9 protein-coding genes and 2 rRNA genes are annotated in these 20,494 nt (G+C 36.2%); 7 read left to right on the forward strand and 4 right to left on the reverse strand.

Annotated elements, in window-relative coordinates:
* The first annotated feature begins 149 nt into the window (after positions 1 to 149).
* The 7 genes from IPM51_09885 (at position 150) to IPM51_09915 (ending at position 13,424) form a co-directional block, all read left to right on the forward strand.
* A 23S ribosomal RNA gene (locus tag IPM51_09885) occupies positions 150 to 3,021 on the forward strand.
* A 127-nt stretch (positions 3,022 to 3,148) separates the two neighbouring features.
* Positions 3,149 to 3,261: ribosomal RNA gene (gene rrf, locus IPM51_09890) — 5S ribosomal RNA — on the forward strand.
* A gap of 68 nt (positions 3,262 to 3,329) precedes the next feature.
* Complete coding sequence (locus IPM51_09895) at positions 3,330 to 4,349, forward strand: threonine aldolase (GenBank protein ID MBK9284611.1); 1,020 nt, start codon at positions 3,330 to 3,332, stop codon at positions 4,347 to 4,349.
* A gap of 21 nt (positions 4,350 to 4,370) precedes the next feature.
* The gene (locus tag IPM51_09900) at positions 4,371 to 7,343 is read left to right on the forward strand and encodes a hypothetical protein (GenBank protein MBK9284612.1); all 2,973 of its coding nucleotides are present in this window, start codon (positions 4,371 to 4,373) and stop codon (positions 7,341 to 7,343) included.
* A 34-nt stretch (positions 7,344 to 7,377) separates the two neighbouring features.
* Positions 7,378 to 7,998, forward strand: coding sequence for a response regulator transcription factor (locus tag IPM51_09905; GenBank protein ID MBK9284613.1), 621 nt, complete (start codon positions 7,378 to 7,380; stop codon positions 7,996 to 7,998).
* Between the two features lie 93 nt (positions 7,999 to 8,091).
* Entirely contained in the window at positions 8,092 to 10,494 is a 2,403-nt protein-coding gene (locus IPM51_09910) for a T9SS type A sorting domain-containing protein (GenBank protein ID MBK9284614.1), read from the forward strand.
* 296 nt (positions 10,495 to 10,790) lie between these two features.
* Complete coding sequence (locus IPM51_09915) at positions 10,791 to 13,424, forward strand: TonB-dependent receptor (protein MBK9284615.1); 2,634 nt, start codon at positions 10,791 to 10,793, stop codon at positions 13,422 to 13,424.
* On the opposite strand, the gene IPM51_09920 is transcribed toward IPM51_09915, so the two are convergent.
* The 4 genes from IPM51_09920 to IPM51_09935 all read right to left on the reverse strand — a co-directional run bounded on the left by IPM51_09920 (position 13,425) and on the right by IPM51_09935 (position 20,466).
* On the reverse strand, positions 13,425 to 14,582 hold the full coding sequence (locus tag IPM51_09920; protein MBK9284616.1) for a cystathionine gamma-synthase: 1,158 nt from the start codon (positions 14,580 to 14,582) through the stop codon (positions 13,425 to 13,427).
* 1 nt (position 14,583) lies between these two features.
* Positions 14,584 to 15,429: an MBL fold metallo-hydrolase gene (locus tag IPM51_09925; protein MBK9284617.1), complete on the reverse strand. Its 846-nt coding sequence runs from the start codon at positions 15,427 to 15,429 to the stop codon at positions 14,584 to 14,586.
* A 90-nt stretch (positions 15,430 to 15,519) separates the two neighbouring features.
* The gene (locus IPM51_09930; GenBank protein MBK9284618.1) at positions 15,520 to 17,844 is read right to left on the reverse strand and encodes a T9SS type A sorting domain-containing protein; all 2,325 of its coding nucleotides are present in this window, start codon (positions 17,842 to 17,844) and stop codon (positions 15,520 to 15,522) included.
* A 210-nt stretch (positions 17,845 to 18,054) separates the two neighbouring features.
* Positions 18,055 to 20,466, reverse strand: a complete 2,412-nt coding sequence (locus IPM51_09935; protein ID MBK9284619.1) for a UvrD-helicase domain-containing protein — start codon at positions 20,464 to 20,466, stop codon at positions 18,055 to 18,057.
* Between the last annotated feature and the right edge of the window lie 28 nt (positions 20,467 to 20,494).

Consider the following 20,494-nt stretch of genomic DNA (forward strand, 5'->3'; position numbering starts at 1 on the left):
TTTTTACTATGTAAAAACATTGACAACAGATAGACTTTAGTTGAGAAACTAAATCTATAAAAATTGAGACAACAATTTTAAAAAAAACCAAGATCTTGAATACGGAGCAAAAGCTGTATTCTCATCTCCAACGCAAGTTGGAGAAAAAAAAGAAAGTAAGTAAGGGCACATGGAGGATGCCTTGGGTCTTAGAGGCGATGAAGGACGTGATAAGCTGCGATAAGCCCGGGGGATTGGCAAATACAATTTGATCCCGGTGATTTCCGAATGGGGCAACCCTATATATCCCGAAAGGGAAGCAAACCTGGTGAACTGAAACATCTAAGTAACCAGAGGAGAAGAAAACAATTTAGTGATTGCGCAAGTAGTGGCGAGCGAACGCGCATTAGCCCAAACCAATCTGATTACGGTCAGGTTGGGGTTGTAGGACTACAATGTGGACTTATGTTTGATAGTGGAACAGGCTTGGAAAGGCCGATCATAGAGGGTGATAATCCCGTACACGAAATCAAATATATACCTAGTAGTATCCTGAGTACTGCGGGGTCGGAGACGCCCTGTAGGAATCTGCCAGCACCATCTGGTAAGGCTAAATACTCCTAAGACACCGATAGTGAACTAGTACTGTGAAGGAAAGGTGAAAAGAACCGCGAACAGCGGAGTGAAATAGAACCTGAAACCATGTGCTTACAAGCGGTCGGAGCCCTCAAGTGGGGTGACGGCGTGCCTTTTGCATAATGAGCCTACGAGTTGTACTTTACTGGCAAGGTTAAGGGCTTAAGGTCCGTTAACCGAAGCGAAAGCGAGTCTGAATAGGGCGCATAGTCAGTAGAGACAGACGCGAAACCTTGTGATCTACCCATGGTCAGGATGAAGTTGGTTTAACCGCCAATGGAGGTCCGAACTGATAAGCGTTGAAAAGCTTCCGGATGAACTGTGGGTAGGGGTGAAAGGCTAATCAAACTGGGAAATAGCTCGTACTCCCCGAAATGCCTTTAGGGGCAGCGTAGAGGTTGAGTCTTATAGAGGTAGAGCTACTGATTGGATGCGGGGGAAGCGATTCCTACCAATTCCTGACAAACTCCGAATGCTATAAGATATACTCTGCAGTGAGCCCATGGGTGCTAAGGCCCATGGACGAGAGAGGGAGAACTCAGACCAACAGCTAAGGTCCCAAAATCTATTCTAAGTTGATATAACGTGGTCCGATTGCATTGACAGCCAGGATGTTTGCTTGGAAGCAGCCATTCATTTAAAGAGTGCGTAACAGCTCACTGGTCGAGCGATTGGGCGTGGATGATACTCGGGCATCAAGAATAGTACCGAAGCTTTGGACTCATAGCAATATGAGTGGTAGGGGAGCATTCTAACAACGTTGAAGGAGTTGCGTAAGCGCTACTGGAGTGGTTAGAAAAGCAAATGTAGGCATAAGTAACGATAAAACAGGCGAGAAACCTGTTCGCCGATAGTCTAAGGTTTCCTGAACAACGATAATCGGTTCAGGGTTAGTCGGGTCCTAAGGTGAAGCCGAACGGCGTAATCGATGGACAACTGGTTAATATTCCAGTACTAACACCACTGCGATGGAGAGACGAAAAAACGTAAACGCGGCCATCTTACGGAATAGATGGTTTAAGCCCGTAGGGTTACCTTTGGTTGGCAAATCCGCCAGAGGTCTGAAAGGTGAAAGTACTCAGCGTCGTCAGACAATGAGATAAGCGTCCAAGTATGTTTCCGAGAAAAACTTCTAAGCTTCAGGTGAGTGTTACCCGTACCGCAAACCGACACAGGTAGACAAGTAGAATATACTAAGGCGCTCGAGTGATCCGTGGCTAAGGAACTAGGCAAATTGACCCCGTAACTTCGGGAGAAGGGGTTCCCTCAGCAATGAGGGACGCAGAGAAATGGCGGTGGCGACTGTTTAACAAAAACACAGGGCTTTGCGAAAACGAAAGTTGAAGTATAAGGCCTGACACCTGCCCGGTGCTGGAAGGTTAAGAGGAGAGGTTAGTCGCAAGACGAAGCTTTGAATCGAAGCCCCAGTAAACGGCGGCCGTAACTATAACGGTCCTAAGGTAGCGAAATTCCTTGTCGGGTAAGTTCCGACCTGCACGAATGGTGTAACGATCTCCGCTCTGTCTCAGCCACGAGCTCGGTGAAATTGAGGTATCAGTGAAGACACTGATTACCCGCAACGGGACGGAAAGACCCCATGCACCTTTACTATAGTTTAACATTGATTTCGGGTAAGTGATGTGTAGAATAGGTGGGAGGCTTTGAAGCAGTGGCGCCAGCCATTGTGGAGCCAAAATGTGAAATACCACCCTTTACTTATCTGGAGTCTAACTCCGCGAGGAGGACATTGTTTGATGGGTAGTTTGACTGGGGTGGTCGCCTCCGAAAGTGTATCGGAGGCTTTCAAAGGTTCGCTCAGTACGCTTGGTAACCGTACGTAGAGTGCATTAGCATAAGCGAGCTTGACTGTGAGGCCGACAAGCCAAGCAGGTACGAAAGTAGGATAAAGTGATCCGGTGGTTCCGCATGGAAGGGCCATCGCTCATAGGATAAAAGGTACGCTGGGGATAACAGGCTGATCCCTCCCAAGAGCTCATATCGACGGGGGGGTTTGGCACCTCGATGTCGGCTCGTCACATCCTGGGGCTGGAGAAGGTCCCAAGGGTTCGGCTGTTCGCCGATTAAAGTGGCACGCGAGCTGGGTTCAGAACGTCGTGAGACAGTTCGGTCCCTATCTGTTGTGGGCGTTAGAAAATTGAGGGGCCCTGACTCTAGTACGAGAGGACCGAGTCGGACAAACCGCTAGTGTACCTGTTGTGGCGCCAGCTGCACCGCAGGGTAGCTATGTTTGGATGAGATAAGCGCTGAAAGCATCTAAGTGCGAAACTCACCTCAAGATAAGTTTTCTTTATAAGGATCGTGGAAGACTACCACGTTGATAGGTTACAGATGTAAAGGCAGTAATGTCAAAGTCGAGTAATACTAATTGTCCGTAAGCTTTCGAAAACAAAATTTGGTTTAGGGTTTCAGTTTATTCTGAAATCCTAAATCGAAGGTCTCGTGTCTTTTCATATGTTAATTTTATTGAAATTAAGATTTAAGTAAACCTTGTGTTTCTTATTTCTGATCCCTTTATGGCGTCTATTGCGGCGGGGATCACCTCTTCCCATCCCGAACAGAGAAGTTAAGCCCGCCAGCGCAGATGGTACTTGGTCTAAAGCCCGGGAGAGTATGTCGATGCCAATTTTAAAAAGCCTTCGCGATTTATCGTGAAGGCTTTTTTTTTATTTAAAAGTTTTATTAATTTGCCCAATATGATAATTGATTTACGCAGTGATACTGTAACTAAACCTAGCCAAGCTATGATGGAAGAAATGATGAGTGCTGAATTAGGCGATGATGTTTTTAATGAAGATCCAACCGTAAATAAATTAGAAGAATATAGCGCTGATTTGTTTTCCAAGGAAGCTGCACTTTTTTGTCCTAGTGGTACCATGACAAACCAAATTGCCATTAAAGTTCATACGCAACCCGGTGATGAATTAATTTGTGACGTAAACTCCCATATTTATAACTATGAAGGTGGTGGAATATCTTTTAATTCGGGTGTGCAAGCCAAATTATTGGAAGGAATGGAAGGTAGATTAAACGCTTCGCAAATTGAAAACGTTATTAATGGTAGATTTGATTGGCTGACCAGAACTTCATTAGTTTCTTTGGAGAATACAGTAAATAGAGCCGGAGGTAGTTATTACACTCTTGAGCTAATAAAACCAATCCGTAAATTATGTAATGAGAAAAAATTAAAATTGCATTTGGATGGCGCCAGAATATTTAACGCCTTAATTGAAACAAAAGAAAAACCCAAACAAATTGGTGAAAATTTCGATTCAATATCCATTTGCTTGTCCAAAGGTTTAGGAGCGCCCGTAGGTTCATTGTTACTCGGTTCGAAAGATTTCATTTCAAATGCCAGAAGAGTACGGAAAGTTTTTGGAGGAGGAATGCGGCAGGCAGGGATTCTTGCAGCTGCAGGTTTATTCGCTCTGAAAAATAATATCCCCAACCTAAAATTTGATCATGCTAATGCTAAGTTAATTGAAGTTGAACTTAAAAAAATAAACTTCATTACTTCAGTGTTACCTGTATATACTAATATTTTAATTTTCACTATCGATGAAAAATACATGACTGGCGAAGAGTTTGTGAAAAAGTTAGATTCTAAAAATATAAAAGTTGTTCAATTCGGAAAGCAAATTATTCGAATGGTAACGCATATGGATTTTAGTGCTTCTCAACTTGATGTATTAAGTAAATCACTTAGATCTATTTAAATTTCCTGTAGTTTTTAAAACGTGCAATCAAGATTAATAGTTTCCTATTTCCTTTTTCTATTTACGCTTTTAATTAAAGCTCAATCTAATTTAAATATTGCGATTGAAGAAGTTGTTCTGAAAAAAAAACAGATTAACTGTATTACAAAAGATTATAAAAACAGAATATGGTGTGGAACAAATGATGGAGTATATTGTTATGACGGTTATCAAATAATAAGTTTTCGAAATGAAGGAGAAGCGCAATTAATCAGTAATAATTATGTGCAATGTGTTGCGACTAATAAAGATTCATCTATACTGGTTTTTGGCACAAAAAATTGTATAACCTGGCTCGATGCTAAAAGTATGAAAGTTTACTTTACTTTGGGCTCTAGCGTGAAAAACGGTTTGTCAATTAAGAATTGTGAAAAGCTAATTTATGTAGGTGGAGACGAATTTTTTGGAATTGCAAATGGTAATATTTTCTCATTACAAATTAATGGAGGAAAAACGAAAATAGATTTCCTTAAAATTGATGAAAATTCAAAGGATGCTTATTTAAATATTTTCAAAAGTGATTGTAATAAATCCGAAATTCTGGTATATACTAAGAATCTAAAAGTATACTCATTTAACAAATTGAGGAAAACCAAAATTTGTATAGAAGATTCATTAAGAGGGGTTACATATGTAAGTTGCAGAGATTCAATTTTTATTTTTGGTACATATCATGGTTTAATAAATAAAAATAAAACAAACTTAAAAAAAGTTGTTTTGCGCGCAGAGATTAATTTGGTTCAGAAAGATAGAACGGGCAATCTCTATGTGATAGCTAACAGATCTAAATTATATAAATATCAAGTAGGCTCAACGCCAAATTTAGTATTTGAATTTAGTGAAACAGATTTATCTAACTATAAAAACGTGTTTCAAATTATAATAGATAATAATAACTTTTGGATAGCGACATCTAACGGGCTAATAAAACTTAAAAAAACCAATTCGGGATTAAATAAAATAATTTCAGAATCTTCGGAATCTGGTAAATTTAATTCCGGTGACTTAAGTTCAAGAGGTATGTTTCAATATAATGATACCTGTGTGTTGCTTTGTGGCTATCATTATTTTGCAACATACAACCCGATTACCAATACGGTTCGTAGATTAATTTCAAAAGAAGAATCTGATAATTTACATATGTACGCTTTGAGTGTAATAAATGATAGCGTATGGATAGCCTGCGAAGGAGTGGGAATTAAATTATTTTCGTTAAGTAAATGGAAATTCTTAAAGAGTAAGCTTAATAATCCAAGTAAAGCGGAGTTTGAAAAATACGGTTTAATACGGACGGCTACCAAATTTAAAGACTGGATATATTTTGGTGAATATGGCTTTATTGCTCGTTTAAATTACAAATCACGCTTATTAGAAATTGATCAAAATTTTAAAATGAATAAACTTTTTGATTCGCGAAACACGATTAGTATTATCAATCATAATGAAGAAGAGTTAATCGTAGTTAATCCGAATGAGGTGATTATATTCGATTCTTTATTAAGAATTAAAAAGAGATTTAAGCCTGAATTTATTGGACCATCATTAAAGGGATTAATAATTTGCGTGACTAAAGACGAAAAGTATTTTTGGATTGGAACAAATTCATTAGGGTTATATAAATTAAATCATGATTTTAATGTTATTAAACACTATAATATAAAAAATGGTCTGCCTGATAATACAATATACTCATTAGTTGACACAAAAGATAAATTGCTAATTGGGACCAAGAATGGATTAGCGGTATTCAATAAAAAAACTGATAAAATATTTAATTTTTATAAAGAGGATGGATTGGCTGGAAACGAATTTAACACGAACTCAAATTTAATATTGCGTAATGGAGATGTTTTAATGGGAGGTGTAAATGGTGTGACAAGAATAAACCCGAATTTAATTTATCAGGATAGTTCAAACACCAATTATTTCATTAGTAAAATTGTAATGTTAGGAGATAATTTTTTATCCGATAGCATTATTTATGGCGATTTAGATAATTTAAAAAGTATTGATTTGCCATATCAAAAAAGATTTATTCAAATTTATTTTGCAGTTAGTAATTGCGATAAAAATAATAAGTTTGCTTATAAGATAAAAAACATAGATGATAGATGGATAAACTTGGAGAATTCAAATTCTATTACCTTTAATTCACTTTCACCGGGAGAATATCATTTAGTTATAAGAGCTTGGGATGGTAAAAATATGCAAGTTGGGAAGGATTTGGAAATTGTAATTTCCGCTAAACAAATATTTTACAAAACCCCTTTATTTATATTCTCATTTTCAGTATTATTTATCGCGATATTATTAATAGGCGTATTTTTATATTATAGAAATAAAGTAAAAAACCTTAATAAATTAGCTAATCTCCGATTAAAAATAGCTAGTGAACTACACGATCAAGTTGGTGGATTAATAAATAAAACAGCCTTACAGGCCGAATTGGTAAATTCTAAAAATCAAATGAAAGATCCGCAATTAAATCGTATTTCTGTCAATAGTAGAGAAGCGCTAAATAGTATGCGCGACATACTGTGGAATTTGGATCCTAGAAATGATAATACTGAAAGTTTAATTGAAAGAATGAAAGAATTTGCCATGAAAATGTTAGGGGATGAATTTGACTATCAAATTAAGTTCAGTAATTTGGAAGATTTGGAATTAACTCATGAAGTGAGACAAAATTTAAATATGATTTATAGGGAGTCTATAAATAATATTGTGAAGCATGCAGCAGGAAGTAAAGTGGAAATTTCTTTTTCAAGAAAGCAAAATCAACTAGCATTAAGAGTTAAAAGTTCTAATCCGCTAAAATCTGAAATTATTTCCTCCGGACAAGGAATGCGGAATATGAAAATGAGAGCAGCAGCAATTAAAGCTAATTTAATTGTGGAAACGGAGGATGGCGTTGTAATTGACGTAATATTGCCCATAAATCACATGAAAATGTGATACAAACAAGTTATAAGAATTTTAGATTTGTAGAGTGATTAGTTTAGCAATTGTTGAAGATGATATCGAAATGAGTAAATCACTTCGTGATTATTTGTTAATTGATAACACTTTATTTACTGATATCCGTTTATTTGAAAGTGCAGAAGATATTATTAAAGAAATTAAATTAAATAACTATAAACCGATATTGATATTGCAAGATATCCAATTACCGGGTATTAGCGGTCTTGAAGCAATAATTATTTATCGTAAGTATTTGCCGGATACCAAAGTTCTAATGAATAGTGTTTTGCAAGATAGCGAGCATGTTTTTAAAGCCATTTGTAATGGAGCACTTGGTTATATTGAAAAAGGATATAGCCTTGAGAAAATAAAAGAAGCTTTAGCGTCGGTAATGAATGGCGGTTCTCCTATGTCACCTTCAATTGCTCGGCACGTAATTAATTATTTTAATCCTTCCAAAAAATTTGAAGAAGAATTATCTCCAAAGGAAATTGAAATTGTACAAGGAATTTTAGACGGTTTAAGCTATAAAATGATAGCCGAAAGAAATAGCGTTTCAATTGATACCGTGCGTACGCACATTACACGTATTTATCGCAAGCTCCAAATAAATAGCAAAGGCGAGCTAATCTCTAAGTATTTAAAATAAACTAAGGTAATAATCACATTAAAATGTGACAATTGTTGTTTTAATTATTATCATTGAAAAGTGATATTTGCATTAAATTATAATATAAAAAATATGAAACTAAAGTTTACTTTTAAAACAATTAAAAACACGGTAAGTGGCTTAGCATTAACTTTGTTTGCGTTTAATTCTGTTGGAATAAAGGCTCAAGCAGGTGCTGCTTTACGTTTTGACGGAGCTGATGATCGAGTTAATCTTGGTACAGCCATCACTACATCAATTTCGAATACAAATAAGTTAAGTGTTGAAGCTTGGGTTAGACCAACAAACTTAACGGGTTTAGGCTGTGTAATCGGTAGTTATGGTACCGGTGGAACTGGAATGCAATTCTTAATAAGAAGAGGTGGGGCAACTGAATACCAATTCTTTATTGGTAATGGAAATATAGGGAATTTTCTGCAAGTTAATTCTGTGGCGGTACCAACAATTAATACATGGCAACACGTAGCTGGCACTTGGGATGGAACTGTAGCATCTGTTTATGTTAATGGTGTGTTTTCAGCATCTGCAACTATATCCTATACATCAATGGGTGTATCCACAAATCAAGTTTGGATAGGTAATAATTCAATAAATGAAAATTTCACTGGTGACATCGATGAAGTTAGAGTATGGGGTCGTGTTTTATGTCCGGCAGAAATTGCAGCCAATATGAATTATGAATTAGTTGGGCCCCAATTAAATTTGTTAGCTAATTATCAATTTAATCAAGGCATTGCGGGGGGTACTAATGGTGGTGTTACAACCTTAACTAATGTGGTTAATTCAACTGCAAATGGAGCATTGACGGGTTTCGCATTAACTGGATTAATATCAAATTGGGTTGCACCGGGTGGTGTAACAAGCGGCAGTTTATCGACAGGATATGGAACAGTAACTGTAAATAGTGGAAGTATCAATCCGGGACAAACCTTTACCATGAATCCTACAGGAGGTGTGAATTATACATACAGTTCAGGTAGTGCAACAGTTTCTCCAATGGTTCAAACTAATTATGGTGTGTATAGTGATATTGGTGGTTGTATAAACACTGCAATTAGTACAGTATCAGTTTCTGCAAACGCTATTGCAGTTGGCGGAGTAAATGATTATGTAAACGCTGGCACTGCAATTACCAGTACTTTAGCTGCAAGTAATAAATTAACTTTTGAAGCTTGGGTTTATCCTACTTCATTAACTGGAGTGAAAGCTGTTGGTGGAAATCACGGAACTACTGGCAGTGGTTCAACTCAATTTTGGATAAGAACTAACAATGCAAGTTTTGACTTTGCAGTTTATGGATTGGTTGGAAATGGTTATGTAAGTGCCGGAACGGCCACCTTAAATACATGGCAGCATGTAGCAGGTACTTATGATGGCACAATGCTAAGGTTGTATGTTAATGGAGTTCAAGTAGGAACTAACGCGTACAATTCCGCTAGTGTAGCGGCAAGTGGTAAACAAGTATGGTTTGGACAAAATGGATTTAATGAAGAATTTAATGGATCTATTGATGAAGTTCGAATTTGGAACAGAGCATTATGCGCTGAAGAGATTCAAAATAATATGAATGCTGAGCTTCAAATGCCTCAAACAAACTTAATTGGATATTATAAATTTAATGAGAGTTTCTCCGGAGGAAATAATACTACTTTTTCTACGACTATAGATGCTTCAGGATTTAATAGTCCGGCTACTTTCACGAATATAGCCTTAACAGGAACAGTGTCAAACTGGATTTCTCCGGGCGGCGTTGTAAGTGGATCAAATTCTCCTGTATTTTTACCTTTAGCTATATCAGGTCAATCCTTGTTTTGCGGTACAGGTGGAGGCTCATCAACACTAACGGCTTCAGGTAACGTAACTACTTATACTTGGGTTGCTGGCCCAACCACAGCTAGTTATGCTGTTAGCCCAACGGTTACCACTACTTATTCTGTATCAGGTACTAATAGCGTAGGTTGTTTATCAAATTTGTCAATGATTACAATTACAGTTGCTCCAAATCCTACAGTAACTTCAATGGCTAGTCCTACTGCAATTTGTGTGGGCGAGAGTTCAACATTAACAGCTAACGGTGCTAATACTTATTCATGGAATACCGGCGCAACTTCTTCAAGTGTGGTTGTGAACCCAACCGCCACTGTTGTTTATACCGTGATTGGAACAAATACTACGGGTTGCACAAACTCGAACACATTAAGTCTTACCGTAAATTTATGTACTTCCATCAATCAAATTGGAGCAAAAAATGCGGAAACTAAATTGTATCCTAATCCAACTGTAGGAAGTTTTGTTTTAGAATTGGCTGCAAATACTAATGTTGATATTTATGAAATCACCGGTAAAGTAATTTATACAAACTTCTTACAAGAAGGAAGTTATAAAATAGATTTATCCGATTTTGCAAATGGAATTTATTTTGTTCAACTCAAACAAGATAATAGTGTGAAAACACTCAAATTAATAAAAGAGTAAATTGTTTCTGATTGGTTTTAAAAAATCCCACTTGAAAGAGTGGGATTTTTTTTTGTTTCCCTTAATCATTAGTGATTTGTTCCTGATTGACTCTCACTTTAAGTGAGGCACTTATGATGAAACCTCAATACTTAAGAGTGTAACTATTTGCGAATAAGCGTAAAACGATCGTTTACACCTCCCCTTTTTACGGTATTGATAAAAAAGACAAATATCTTCAATTTTGTAATGTTAACTTACAGTCTTTACATATGAATCGTGTCTTATTCTTTTTGTCTTTTTCAATTTCTCTTACAATGATTTCCCAAAATGCTATCTTAAAGGGAAAAGTTTCTAGCAAAGAGAACAATGGGGAAATGCCTTTTGTGGCTGTTGTATTAAATGAAAAACAAATGATCTACACAGATTCGAAAGGGAATTATACTTTCACGAAATTACCTGCAGGCAAACACAATCTTGTTTTTCAGATATTAGGTTACGATAAATTTGAACAAGAGATTAATATACAAACAGACAGTGAGTTGGTGACCCTGCCGGTAATACAATTACTTCCAAGTTCTATTCAAATTGCTGAGGTTATAGTAAATATTCCCAACACAAGTTATTCTTCAAAATTCGAAGGCTCTAATATTGTGGTGAGCTCCAAAGAAATTGAATTAACTAAACCCATAGGAACGGAAGAAGTGTTAAAAAAAGTATCGGGTGTGAATGTTTCAGGTGATATGGGAATTTCAAACAGATTGAACGTTGGGATACGCGGATCTTATCCAAGAAGAGCTGCAAATATTCTTTTAATGGAAGACGGAACCCCAATTGCTCCTGCGCCTTATTTAGGGCCGGAAGCTTATTATAATCCTCCAAGTGACAGACTTGATGGTATTGAAATTTTGAAGGGAGCTGATATTTTAATGTACGGCTCAAATACTATGTATGGTGCAATTAATTACATCACAAAAAAGCCTCCGGTAAAACCAACATTAGGTTTAAATATTACTGCCGGAGAAAATGGGTACCATTCTGAATATCTTACCTATGGTGGAACCTGGAATAAATTAGGAGCTGAACTACAGGTTCTGAATAAAAGTATTGACGGGTTTCAGGATAATTCATCTTCCGATATCTTTAATACCAGTTTGAAGCTTTACTCCGAGCTTTCAAAGAAGTCTTCCTTTTACGTGAAACTGAATTATCATCAGGAGAATTCAAAGGCCAGTTATAGTGCGCTTACACCTTTTTCTTATAAGAAAGACCCTCGTCAAAATCCATTTGATGCTGATGATCTTTTAACAAAAAGATATGCCGTTGATCTTATTCATAATTATCAAATCTCAGATAACATGATTTTATCATCAAAAGTATATGCTTCACAGTTTCAGCGCGATTGGTGGAGGCAGGAAAACACGGTTATCTCAGCCTCATTAGCTACTAATTATCTGAAAGAAGATATCATTAGTAATCGCTTTACTTATCTGAATGGCGCTACTTTTGGTCCCGACGATTATATTCGTGTAGGTAAGATCGCCAATGGAAAGGAAAGTGCGCTTGCACGCAATCGTATATTTAAATTCGGTGGTGTACAAGAGACATTTAAATACAACATTGAAAAAAATTCATTTAAAATGAATCTGGAAGTGGTTGCAAAGATCCATGCTGAAGGCTTCAATAATATGGAGATCAAGAATGATTCCTCTCGTTTTGCCCGAAGTGGTACTATTGTGAAGGATCAGTACTTTGAATTGTATTCTTATTCCGGTGTCATTAAAGATAAATTTTCGTACGGAAGAGTGTATTTTACTCCGTATTTGCGATATGAAACCGTTGAAATGCGTTCGTTTGATAAGCTAGCTATTTCAAAGATGCCGGCAAATAATGGTGATAGAAATTACGGAAGTTTATATACCAACTACAGCAGTTTGATCCCGGGCGCCTCTGTAGTGTTTAATTTCATGAAAAATGAAAAGAATGACTTGTCACTTTATACCGGTATTTATAAAGGATACACAGCTCCAACGGCTGAAGTTGGTTTTTTAAATGTAGAAGATGGAAAGGTATCTGCAGTAACGGCCAACAAACCTGCCAATCGTACTCCTGAAACAAGTATTAATTATGAAATAGGATTACGTGGTGAAATTTACAAAAGCCTGTTGGGAACTCAGCTAACTTATTTTAATAACAATATTCAGAATTTTTACTCAGCCGGTAGGAACGAAGCGTTTCAAACTTTAGGTGCTGTGAATATTTCAGGAATTGAATCAACTGTATTATTGAATCTACACAAATTATTGAATACCGAAAAACACAGTCTGGTACTTAGTTTCAGCGGTACTTATATGCAAGGAAAGGTACTAAGCGGAAAATTGAGTGATTCTGATGTATTGAAGGCCAAGCACACATCTCAAACAAAAGAAGAATTGATCAGTAAAATAAATGCAGAGCGAGAAGGATACCATGTGTATTTTGCCGGTTTAGGAGGTAAAGACAGTTTAGTGAATGGATCTCTTTCGGTATCTGATTTTTCAAAGATCAAAAGACTTGATATTGATTTTGGTGATGGAAAGATCGCGAACAATTCAATCCCTTATCTCCCACCTTACATCCTTAACGTAGGTTTTTCATATGGCTTTAAAGGAATCAGCATTGGAGCTAACGTGAACTTTGTTGCCAAACAATTTACTGATTATTTAAATTTCAATAATGAAACAGCCGAAGGAGCCATAGGAAGTTTAGATTCATTTAAAACAATTGACGCAAATCTGGCCTATTCGTTTGAAGGAAGCAAAAATAAATATCTCAAAGGATTTACTTTATTTATTGCAGGAAAAAACATAACCAATGAAGTTTATAAGGCATCCCGTCTCCACCGATTATCTTCAGGCATTATGCCCGGAGGATTCAGACAGATGAATGCTGGATTAAAATTCCGATTCTAATTAACCTAATACAAACTTCAGGTCTTCTAAAAGGTCTTCAATGTCTTCAACACCAACACTTAGTCGTAATAGATTATCTACCACTCCAGCTTTTTCTCTTTCTGCTTTTGGAATGGCAGCATGTGTCATGGTTGCAGGATGATTGATTAAAGATTCAACTCCACCTAAACTCTCTGCTAATGAAAATACTTTGAATGAGGAAGCAATTTTAAAAGTGTCTTCTAAACTTGCATTTTTTAACACAATAGAAATCATTCCTCCAAAATCCTTCATTTGTTTTTTAGCAATATCGTGATTAGGATGATCGGTAAAACCGGGCCAGTAAATTTTTTCAATTTTTGGGTGTGATTTTAAATATTCTGCAATTTTTTTTCCATTAAAACAATGTCTTTCCATTCGAAGATGTAAAGTTTTAATTCCACGCATCACTAAGAAGCAATCCATAGGTCCGGGATTAGCGCCACAGCTGTTTAAAATAAAATACAATTGCTCGTGTAATTTATCATCGTTGGTGATTAATGCACCCATCACTACATCACTATGTCCGCCTAAATATTTGGTAACGGAATGCATTACTATATCAGCGCCTAGTGCCAACGGATTTTGCAAGTATGGCGAAGCAAAAGTATTATCAACCGCTAAAATTAAGTTATTGGCTTTTGCAATTTTTGCACAGGCTGCAATATCAATAATTTGCATGGTTGGATTGGTTGGCGTTTCCGCCCAAATTAATTTGGTATTTTTATTGATGTATTTATTAATATTATTTGCGTCGGTTAAGTTGATAAAATGAAATTTTATACCATAATTCTCAAATATTTTGGTAAACATACGGTAAGAGCCTCCGTATAAATCATCGCCTGTTATCACCTCATCACCGGGACGCAGCAATTTCATTACAGCGTCGGTAGCGCCCATGCCACTGCTAAAGCAGATGCAGTGCTTGCCGTTTTCAAGGGCAGCAATATTTTTTTGTAATGCTTCTCGGGTAGGGTTTTTTCCACGTGCGTATCCATATCCTTTGTTTTTTCCTGGAGATTCCTGCACGTAGGTACTTGTTTGAAAAATTGGTGTCATGATAGCTCCGGTAGAAGGGTCAGGGTCGGCACCGGCATGAATAGCTTTGGTGCCAAATTTTTTATTGCTAAAGTCTGTCATATTATTTAAAAATTTCGTTTAAGGTGAATGTTTCTTTTTTGCGTACACCTCTTTCAGTTTTTTCAAGTGATGCGCATTCTATTGTTGGATCGTGTTCAAAAAATAAAAACCAATTATTGTTTACTGCTGTATTTAAAATTTCTTGTTTTTCTTTCAATGTTTCTAATGGTCTCATATCATAGGCCATCACATAAGGTAAAGGTAAATGTCCAACACTAGGAATCAAATCAGCCATGTACAACATGGAGTTACCGTTAGTTGTAATTAAAGGTAACATCATGGCTTCTGTATGACCATTCACTTCAATAAATTTTAATCCCGGAATTAATTCAGTAGTAGAATCAATAAACTTCAGATGACCGCTTTCTTGAATAGGTAATATGTTCTCCTTCAGAAAACTTGCTTTTTCTCTTAAATTTGGATGTATTGCCCAGTTCCAGTGTTTTTCATTGGAGTAATAAGTAGCGTTTTTAAAAGCCAATTCTAATTTACTTCTGTCGGCGTTGTACTGAATACTTCCTCCACAGTGATCAAAATGTAAATGAGTAAGTATTACATCTGTTACATCATCATAACTATATCCTTTTGACTTTAATGATTTTTCTAAGGAGTCATCACCATGCAAATAGTAATAATTAAAAAATTTATCATCTTGCTTATTTCCCATACCGTTATCCACTAAAATTAATCGTTTACCATCTTCTATTAATAAACAACGAGTGGCCCAACTGCACATATTGTTTTCATCGGCTGGATTTAATTTGTTCCAAATACTTTTTGGTACAACGCCAAACATTGCGCCTCCGTCTAATTTAAAGTGTCCGGCATTAACTGCGTGTAATTTCATTCTGAAAAATTGTTTACAAAGAAACCAAATTTTATAAAAATAAAAAACCCGCTTTGATAACAAAGCGGGTTTTGTTTAAAAGCTTTTCACTTAATGTGATTTGATAATCTTTTTAGTGATTTTTTCATTTTGTCCATTCGATATTTCAACAAAATATACGCCATCTGATTTTGTACTTAAATCGATATCAAATACTTGATTAAGAACATCATTATAAGCGGCATAAGAAATCTCTTGACCTAAATAATTCATCACTCTAATTTTAATATTTTGAGGCTTTGGTAAAGTGAATACCAAACTCATCTTCCCTTCCGTTGGATTTGGCATAGCCGTTATATTAGTAGCAAAGGTTGATTCTTCTTTAACTCCAACAATAGGTCGGCAGGTGATTTGTGCAAAAATGGCCAGTTGAACTTTGGCATTGCGATAGTATCTCATCGTTCTCCAGTTATTCGCGGCCAATAATACCCATGCGCTTGAGTCATTTGCGCTTGTGGTTTTAGTGTTTGTGAAAATACGGATTGAATCTCCGGGACTTGTCCAAGGAGTTTGCACTGAACCAAAAAATCCACTGGTTGGAACAATTACTGGTGCCGTAAAATTAACGCTCCAAGGAATTATTCTGCTATTTGCATAAATAACATTAGGATTACCTGCATATTGTACTTGATTAGTTTTACTTGCTGATGCAGCAATGGCTCCTAAACTATCGCTGTATTGACCTAACATTGCACCTGGACCATTTTGTGGTGTACCTCCATAAACTCTAAAGAATATTTGTGTATTAGATGTTGTCGGAGTAGATTTTGTTGCTAAACTATCAAATAATACCAATAAACTATTCACTTGTGGTAAAGGGGTGTCGCTATATGTGTTTTGAGGATAAAATTGAGCAAATTCACGATCTCCAAAACAATTTGTTCCACTTAAAAATCCGGTATAGTTTGGAACCTGACATGCAGTAACGAAACTGCTACTTGGTGCAGCATAAGTTGTTAATGTGTCAATATTTCTTAAACCACCTAAAGTATCTAAACAAACCGGCTGTTTAGGACAAGTGGTTACATTACTGATTGCCATAGTGTAACTGGAAGTACCGGCAGTATTTGTTGCGACTAAAGTTAAAGTATAATTTCCCGGACCTGGTAATGTGATGGCCGGACTTGGCGCATTTTGATTTGGGCTAAAAGAACCTCCCGGGAAAATAGTCCAAGTATAATTGGGAACAGGTCCACCTATAGAAGTATTGCTTGGGCTAAATATTGACCCTACACAGGGTTGCTTATTGATTGTAAATTGAGCTACCGCAGGGCCTGGAGCTACCGTACCTCCGGTAGTGCACAGACCGTGAGTTCCTAATAAATTACGGTGTGTACCCTGACTCATGGCTGTTTGAATACGAGCTGTTTGATCAGGTGTAAACATGTACATACAATCGTCATCGGAATAATCCATGTAATTCATAAACATTCTACCATTGGGACTTTGACCGGCACCACATTCATTCACCAAATAAGGATAAGTTTTACAAGCCCCGCTGCTTGTAGGTGATTTATGCCAAGGTGTGTCATTACAAAAATCAGTTAAACAATTTCCATCGCCCCACATGTGGCGTAAACCTAACCAGTGTCCGGCTTCATGCGCCATTACACTTCCTTTATCATAGGTTGCCCAAAGCGTACCGGTTTGATTTCCGAAAATTTTAGCATAACACCAAACACCATCTGAAGTATTAGTACCAACAAATCCACCGGGGATTCCGGTTAAACTTGTTCCTGATGGAAAAGTAGCGTAGCCTAATAATCCCGTGTCAGTTGCTTTAGCGGAAATCCAAATATTGAAATATTTTGTAGGGTCCCAAATAGTAGCAGGCTTTACAGTATTATTGATAAAATTCATAATTGCATTGGAAGATCCTAATGTTGCAGGATCGGTCCAACTATTGCCATTCACGTCTATTCTTTCAATGCCCGGTTCTGTTAAAGGAGTCCCGGTAGGATCGCTAACAGCTAAACAAAACTGAACACCTGTATTTGAAACTAAAGGTTGGAATGGAGCAGGAATGCTTGAAAAAGTAACATTGACATTTGTATTACCGGTACCATTGAAAGCATTGTTAAGTGCGGTAATTTGAGAAGCAACTTGCGCTTGAGAAATATTCGGATAAGTTCCAACCGCTTCACCGGCATGCAAAATGTGTACAATTACAGGGATGGTGTAATTCACCATTTGTGCCTTTCCCTGATACATTTTGGTTTTGAATTTTTCTACTTCGGCATTAAACCATGCGTCGTATTCAGCTGATGGAATTTTAGTACCACAAACAGGTTCTTCGCTATATTTTGGTTCAACATTTTGTGAAATTGAAAAAAGCGATAAAAGACAGAATATTAAAAGTAAATTTAATTTATTCATAGGTTATTGGTTTTTAGCAAATTTAATTTAAAAAGCGTTATTAAAGTCACAATCTACTCATTATGTTGCAACATTTAATCACTAGTACGTTGTTCAAACTAAATAAGTTGGTAATAATCGTATTATGGTAAATTATTTCAATAAAGTACCAGTATTTTAAAAGTCAAATGCATAAGACACGTCTAAATGTCACTTAATCAATGTTTTGCGTTAATTGTTGACTTTAGCTAATTTGGCAAATTTAAGAAGCAGACTTTTTATTCCGGTTTGATCAAACTGAATAATGGCTTTTGTTTCCGGCCATACACCTTCCAAAGATTTAATTGTTCCTGTTCCGAATTTTTCATGCTGCACTAAATCGTTTACCTGAAGCAGTTTGTTGGAAGAAGAATCAGCTTTTATAGCAGATTGACTGGATATTTTTTTTAGATTTTTCTTAGGTCCTGAGATAAATTTAATTTTATTGTGGTTTAAATTTTCATTTTTAGATAAATCGTTTAAGTCGTTTTTTTGATAATTTTTGCGAAAGGATTCAAAAAGGTCATTATTGAAGGAATGTGGTGTTTCAATTTCTTCATATTCTAAAAATGCGCCATCAATTTCTTCAATGAAACGGCTGGGTTCGCAATAAATTAAATTTCCGAAGCGGTATCTCGTGCCGGCATAACTGATGGTTGCTTGTTTCTCAGCTCGTGTGAGCGCTACATAAAAAAGTCGCCTCTCTTCTTCTAAGTCAACTCGGTTATTAATAGATAATTGAGAAGGAAATAAATTTTCTTCCAATCCAACAATGTAAACAAATTTAAATTCCAAACCTTTAGCGGCATGCACGGTCATTAAACTAACTCGGTCTGTATTAGAATCATCGTCAGCGTTTTTATCGGCATCCGTTAATAAACTAATTTCCTGCATAAATTCATTTAAAGTACGAATGTTAGATTCCACCTTTTTATCGTTAAACAACATGGTTTCCTCCTTTTCGGGGAATTCTAAATCCGTTTCTTTTTTAACTTCTTCGTCCTGTGGAGTTCGTTCTTGTTGTGTAAAATCCTTAATTCCATTTAATAATTCCTGTACGTTTTCATACCTACTAGTCCCTTCGGGCGTTTTATCGGCATATAATTCTCTGATAATTCCACTGTTTACGGCAATGTGATTAGCAATTTCGAATGCATCTTTAACAGGAATAGCAAGCGAGTACGATTTTATTTGTGCTACAAAATCTCCGATCTTAGCTAATATTCCGGCATTAATACCTAAGTTAAAATCACGTATTTGAGTTAATACCTCAAACATACTCAGATTATTTTCAGACGCGGCAACACTTACTTTATCTAATGTGGAGTTACCTATTCCTCTGGCAGGATAATTAATTATTCGCCTTAAACTTTCATCGTTTTTATTATTTAAAGCTAAATTATAATAAGCTAAAACATCTTTAATTTCTTTACGTTGATAAAAGCTGGTTCCCCCATAAATCCGATAGGCAATATTGAGTCTTCTCAACGATTCTTCAAACGAACGTGATTGGGCATTGGTACGATATAAAATGGCAAAGTCTTTATTATTGGCTTTATTTTCAGTTTTTGTAGACGCAATTAGTCTGGCAATTTTTTGTCCTTCTTCATTATCGGTTTGTGCTTTTACCACCAGAATTTTTGTACCCTCTTCATTTTCCGTAAACACTTTTTTTTCGAATTGATCTTTATTATTCGAAATTATTTTATTAGCAGCTTCAACTATTGTTTTTGTGCTGCGGTAATTTTGTTCGAGTTTAAATGTTTTTAAATCCGGATAGTCTTTTTCGAAGTTCAAAATATTTTGAATATTAGCTCCTCTGAAAGCATAAATACTTTGTGCGTCATCGCCAACCACACAAATATTTTGAAACCGAGCAGCTAATTGTTTTATAATTACATATTGTGAGAAATTCGTATCCTGATACTCATCCAACAAAATATATCTAAACTTATTTTGATATTTTAATAGCACATCCGGAAAATCTCGCAACAAAATATTGGTTTGATACAGTAAATCATCAAAATCCATGGCTGCCGATTTAAAATTTCGCTTTTGGTATTCAATAAACACTTTTCCTAAAAAGGGTTTTCGGCTACTCACATCTTCAGCTTGAGTGATTGGGTTGTTAGCATATTGATGTGCTGATATTAATTTATTTTTAGCATCACTTATCCGATGTAAAACCAAAGAAGGTTTGTAAATTTTCTCATCTAAATTCATTTGCTTTAGAATAGCCTTAATTACACTTTTACAATCGTCGGTATCATAAATAGTGAAATTTGCCGGATAGCCTATTTTTGAAGACTCTATGCGTAGCATTTTAGCAAATATGCTATGAAAGGTACCCATCCATAAATTTTTGGCTTCAGATTGACCAACAATTTTTGCAATTCTATTCTTCATTTCGCGTGCAGCCTTATTCGTAAAAGTTAAAGCTAGTATATTGAATGGATCAACCCCTTTTTCCAAAAGGTATGCTATTCGATAAGTTAATACTCGAGTTTTACCTGAGCCTGCTCCGGCTATAATCATTACAGGTCCGTCACTTGCCATGGCAGCAGCTCTTTGGGCAGGGTTTAATTCATCCAGATAATGCGACATAAAGAGCCTTAAAATTAGCTCAAATTAA

The organism is Sphingobacteriaceae bacterium, from assembly GCA_016715905.1.
GTDB lineage: Bacteria > Bacteroidota > Bacteroidia > B-17B0 > Aurantibacillaceae > Aurantibacillus.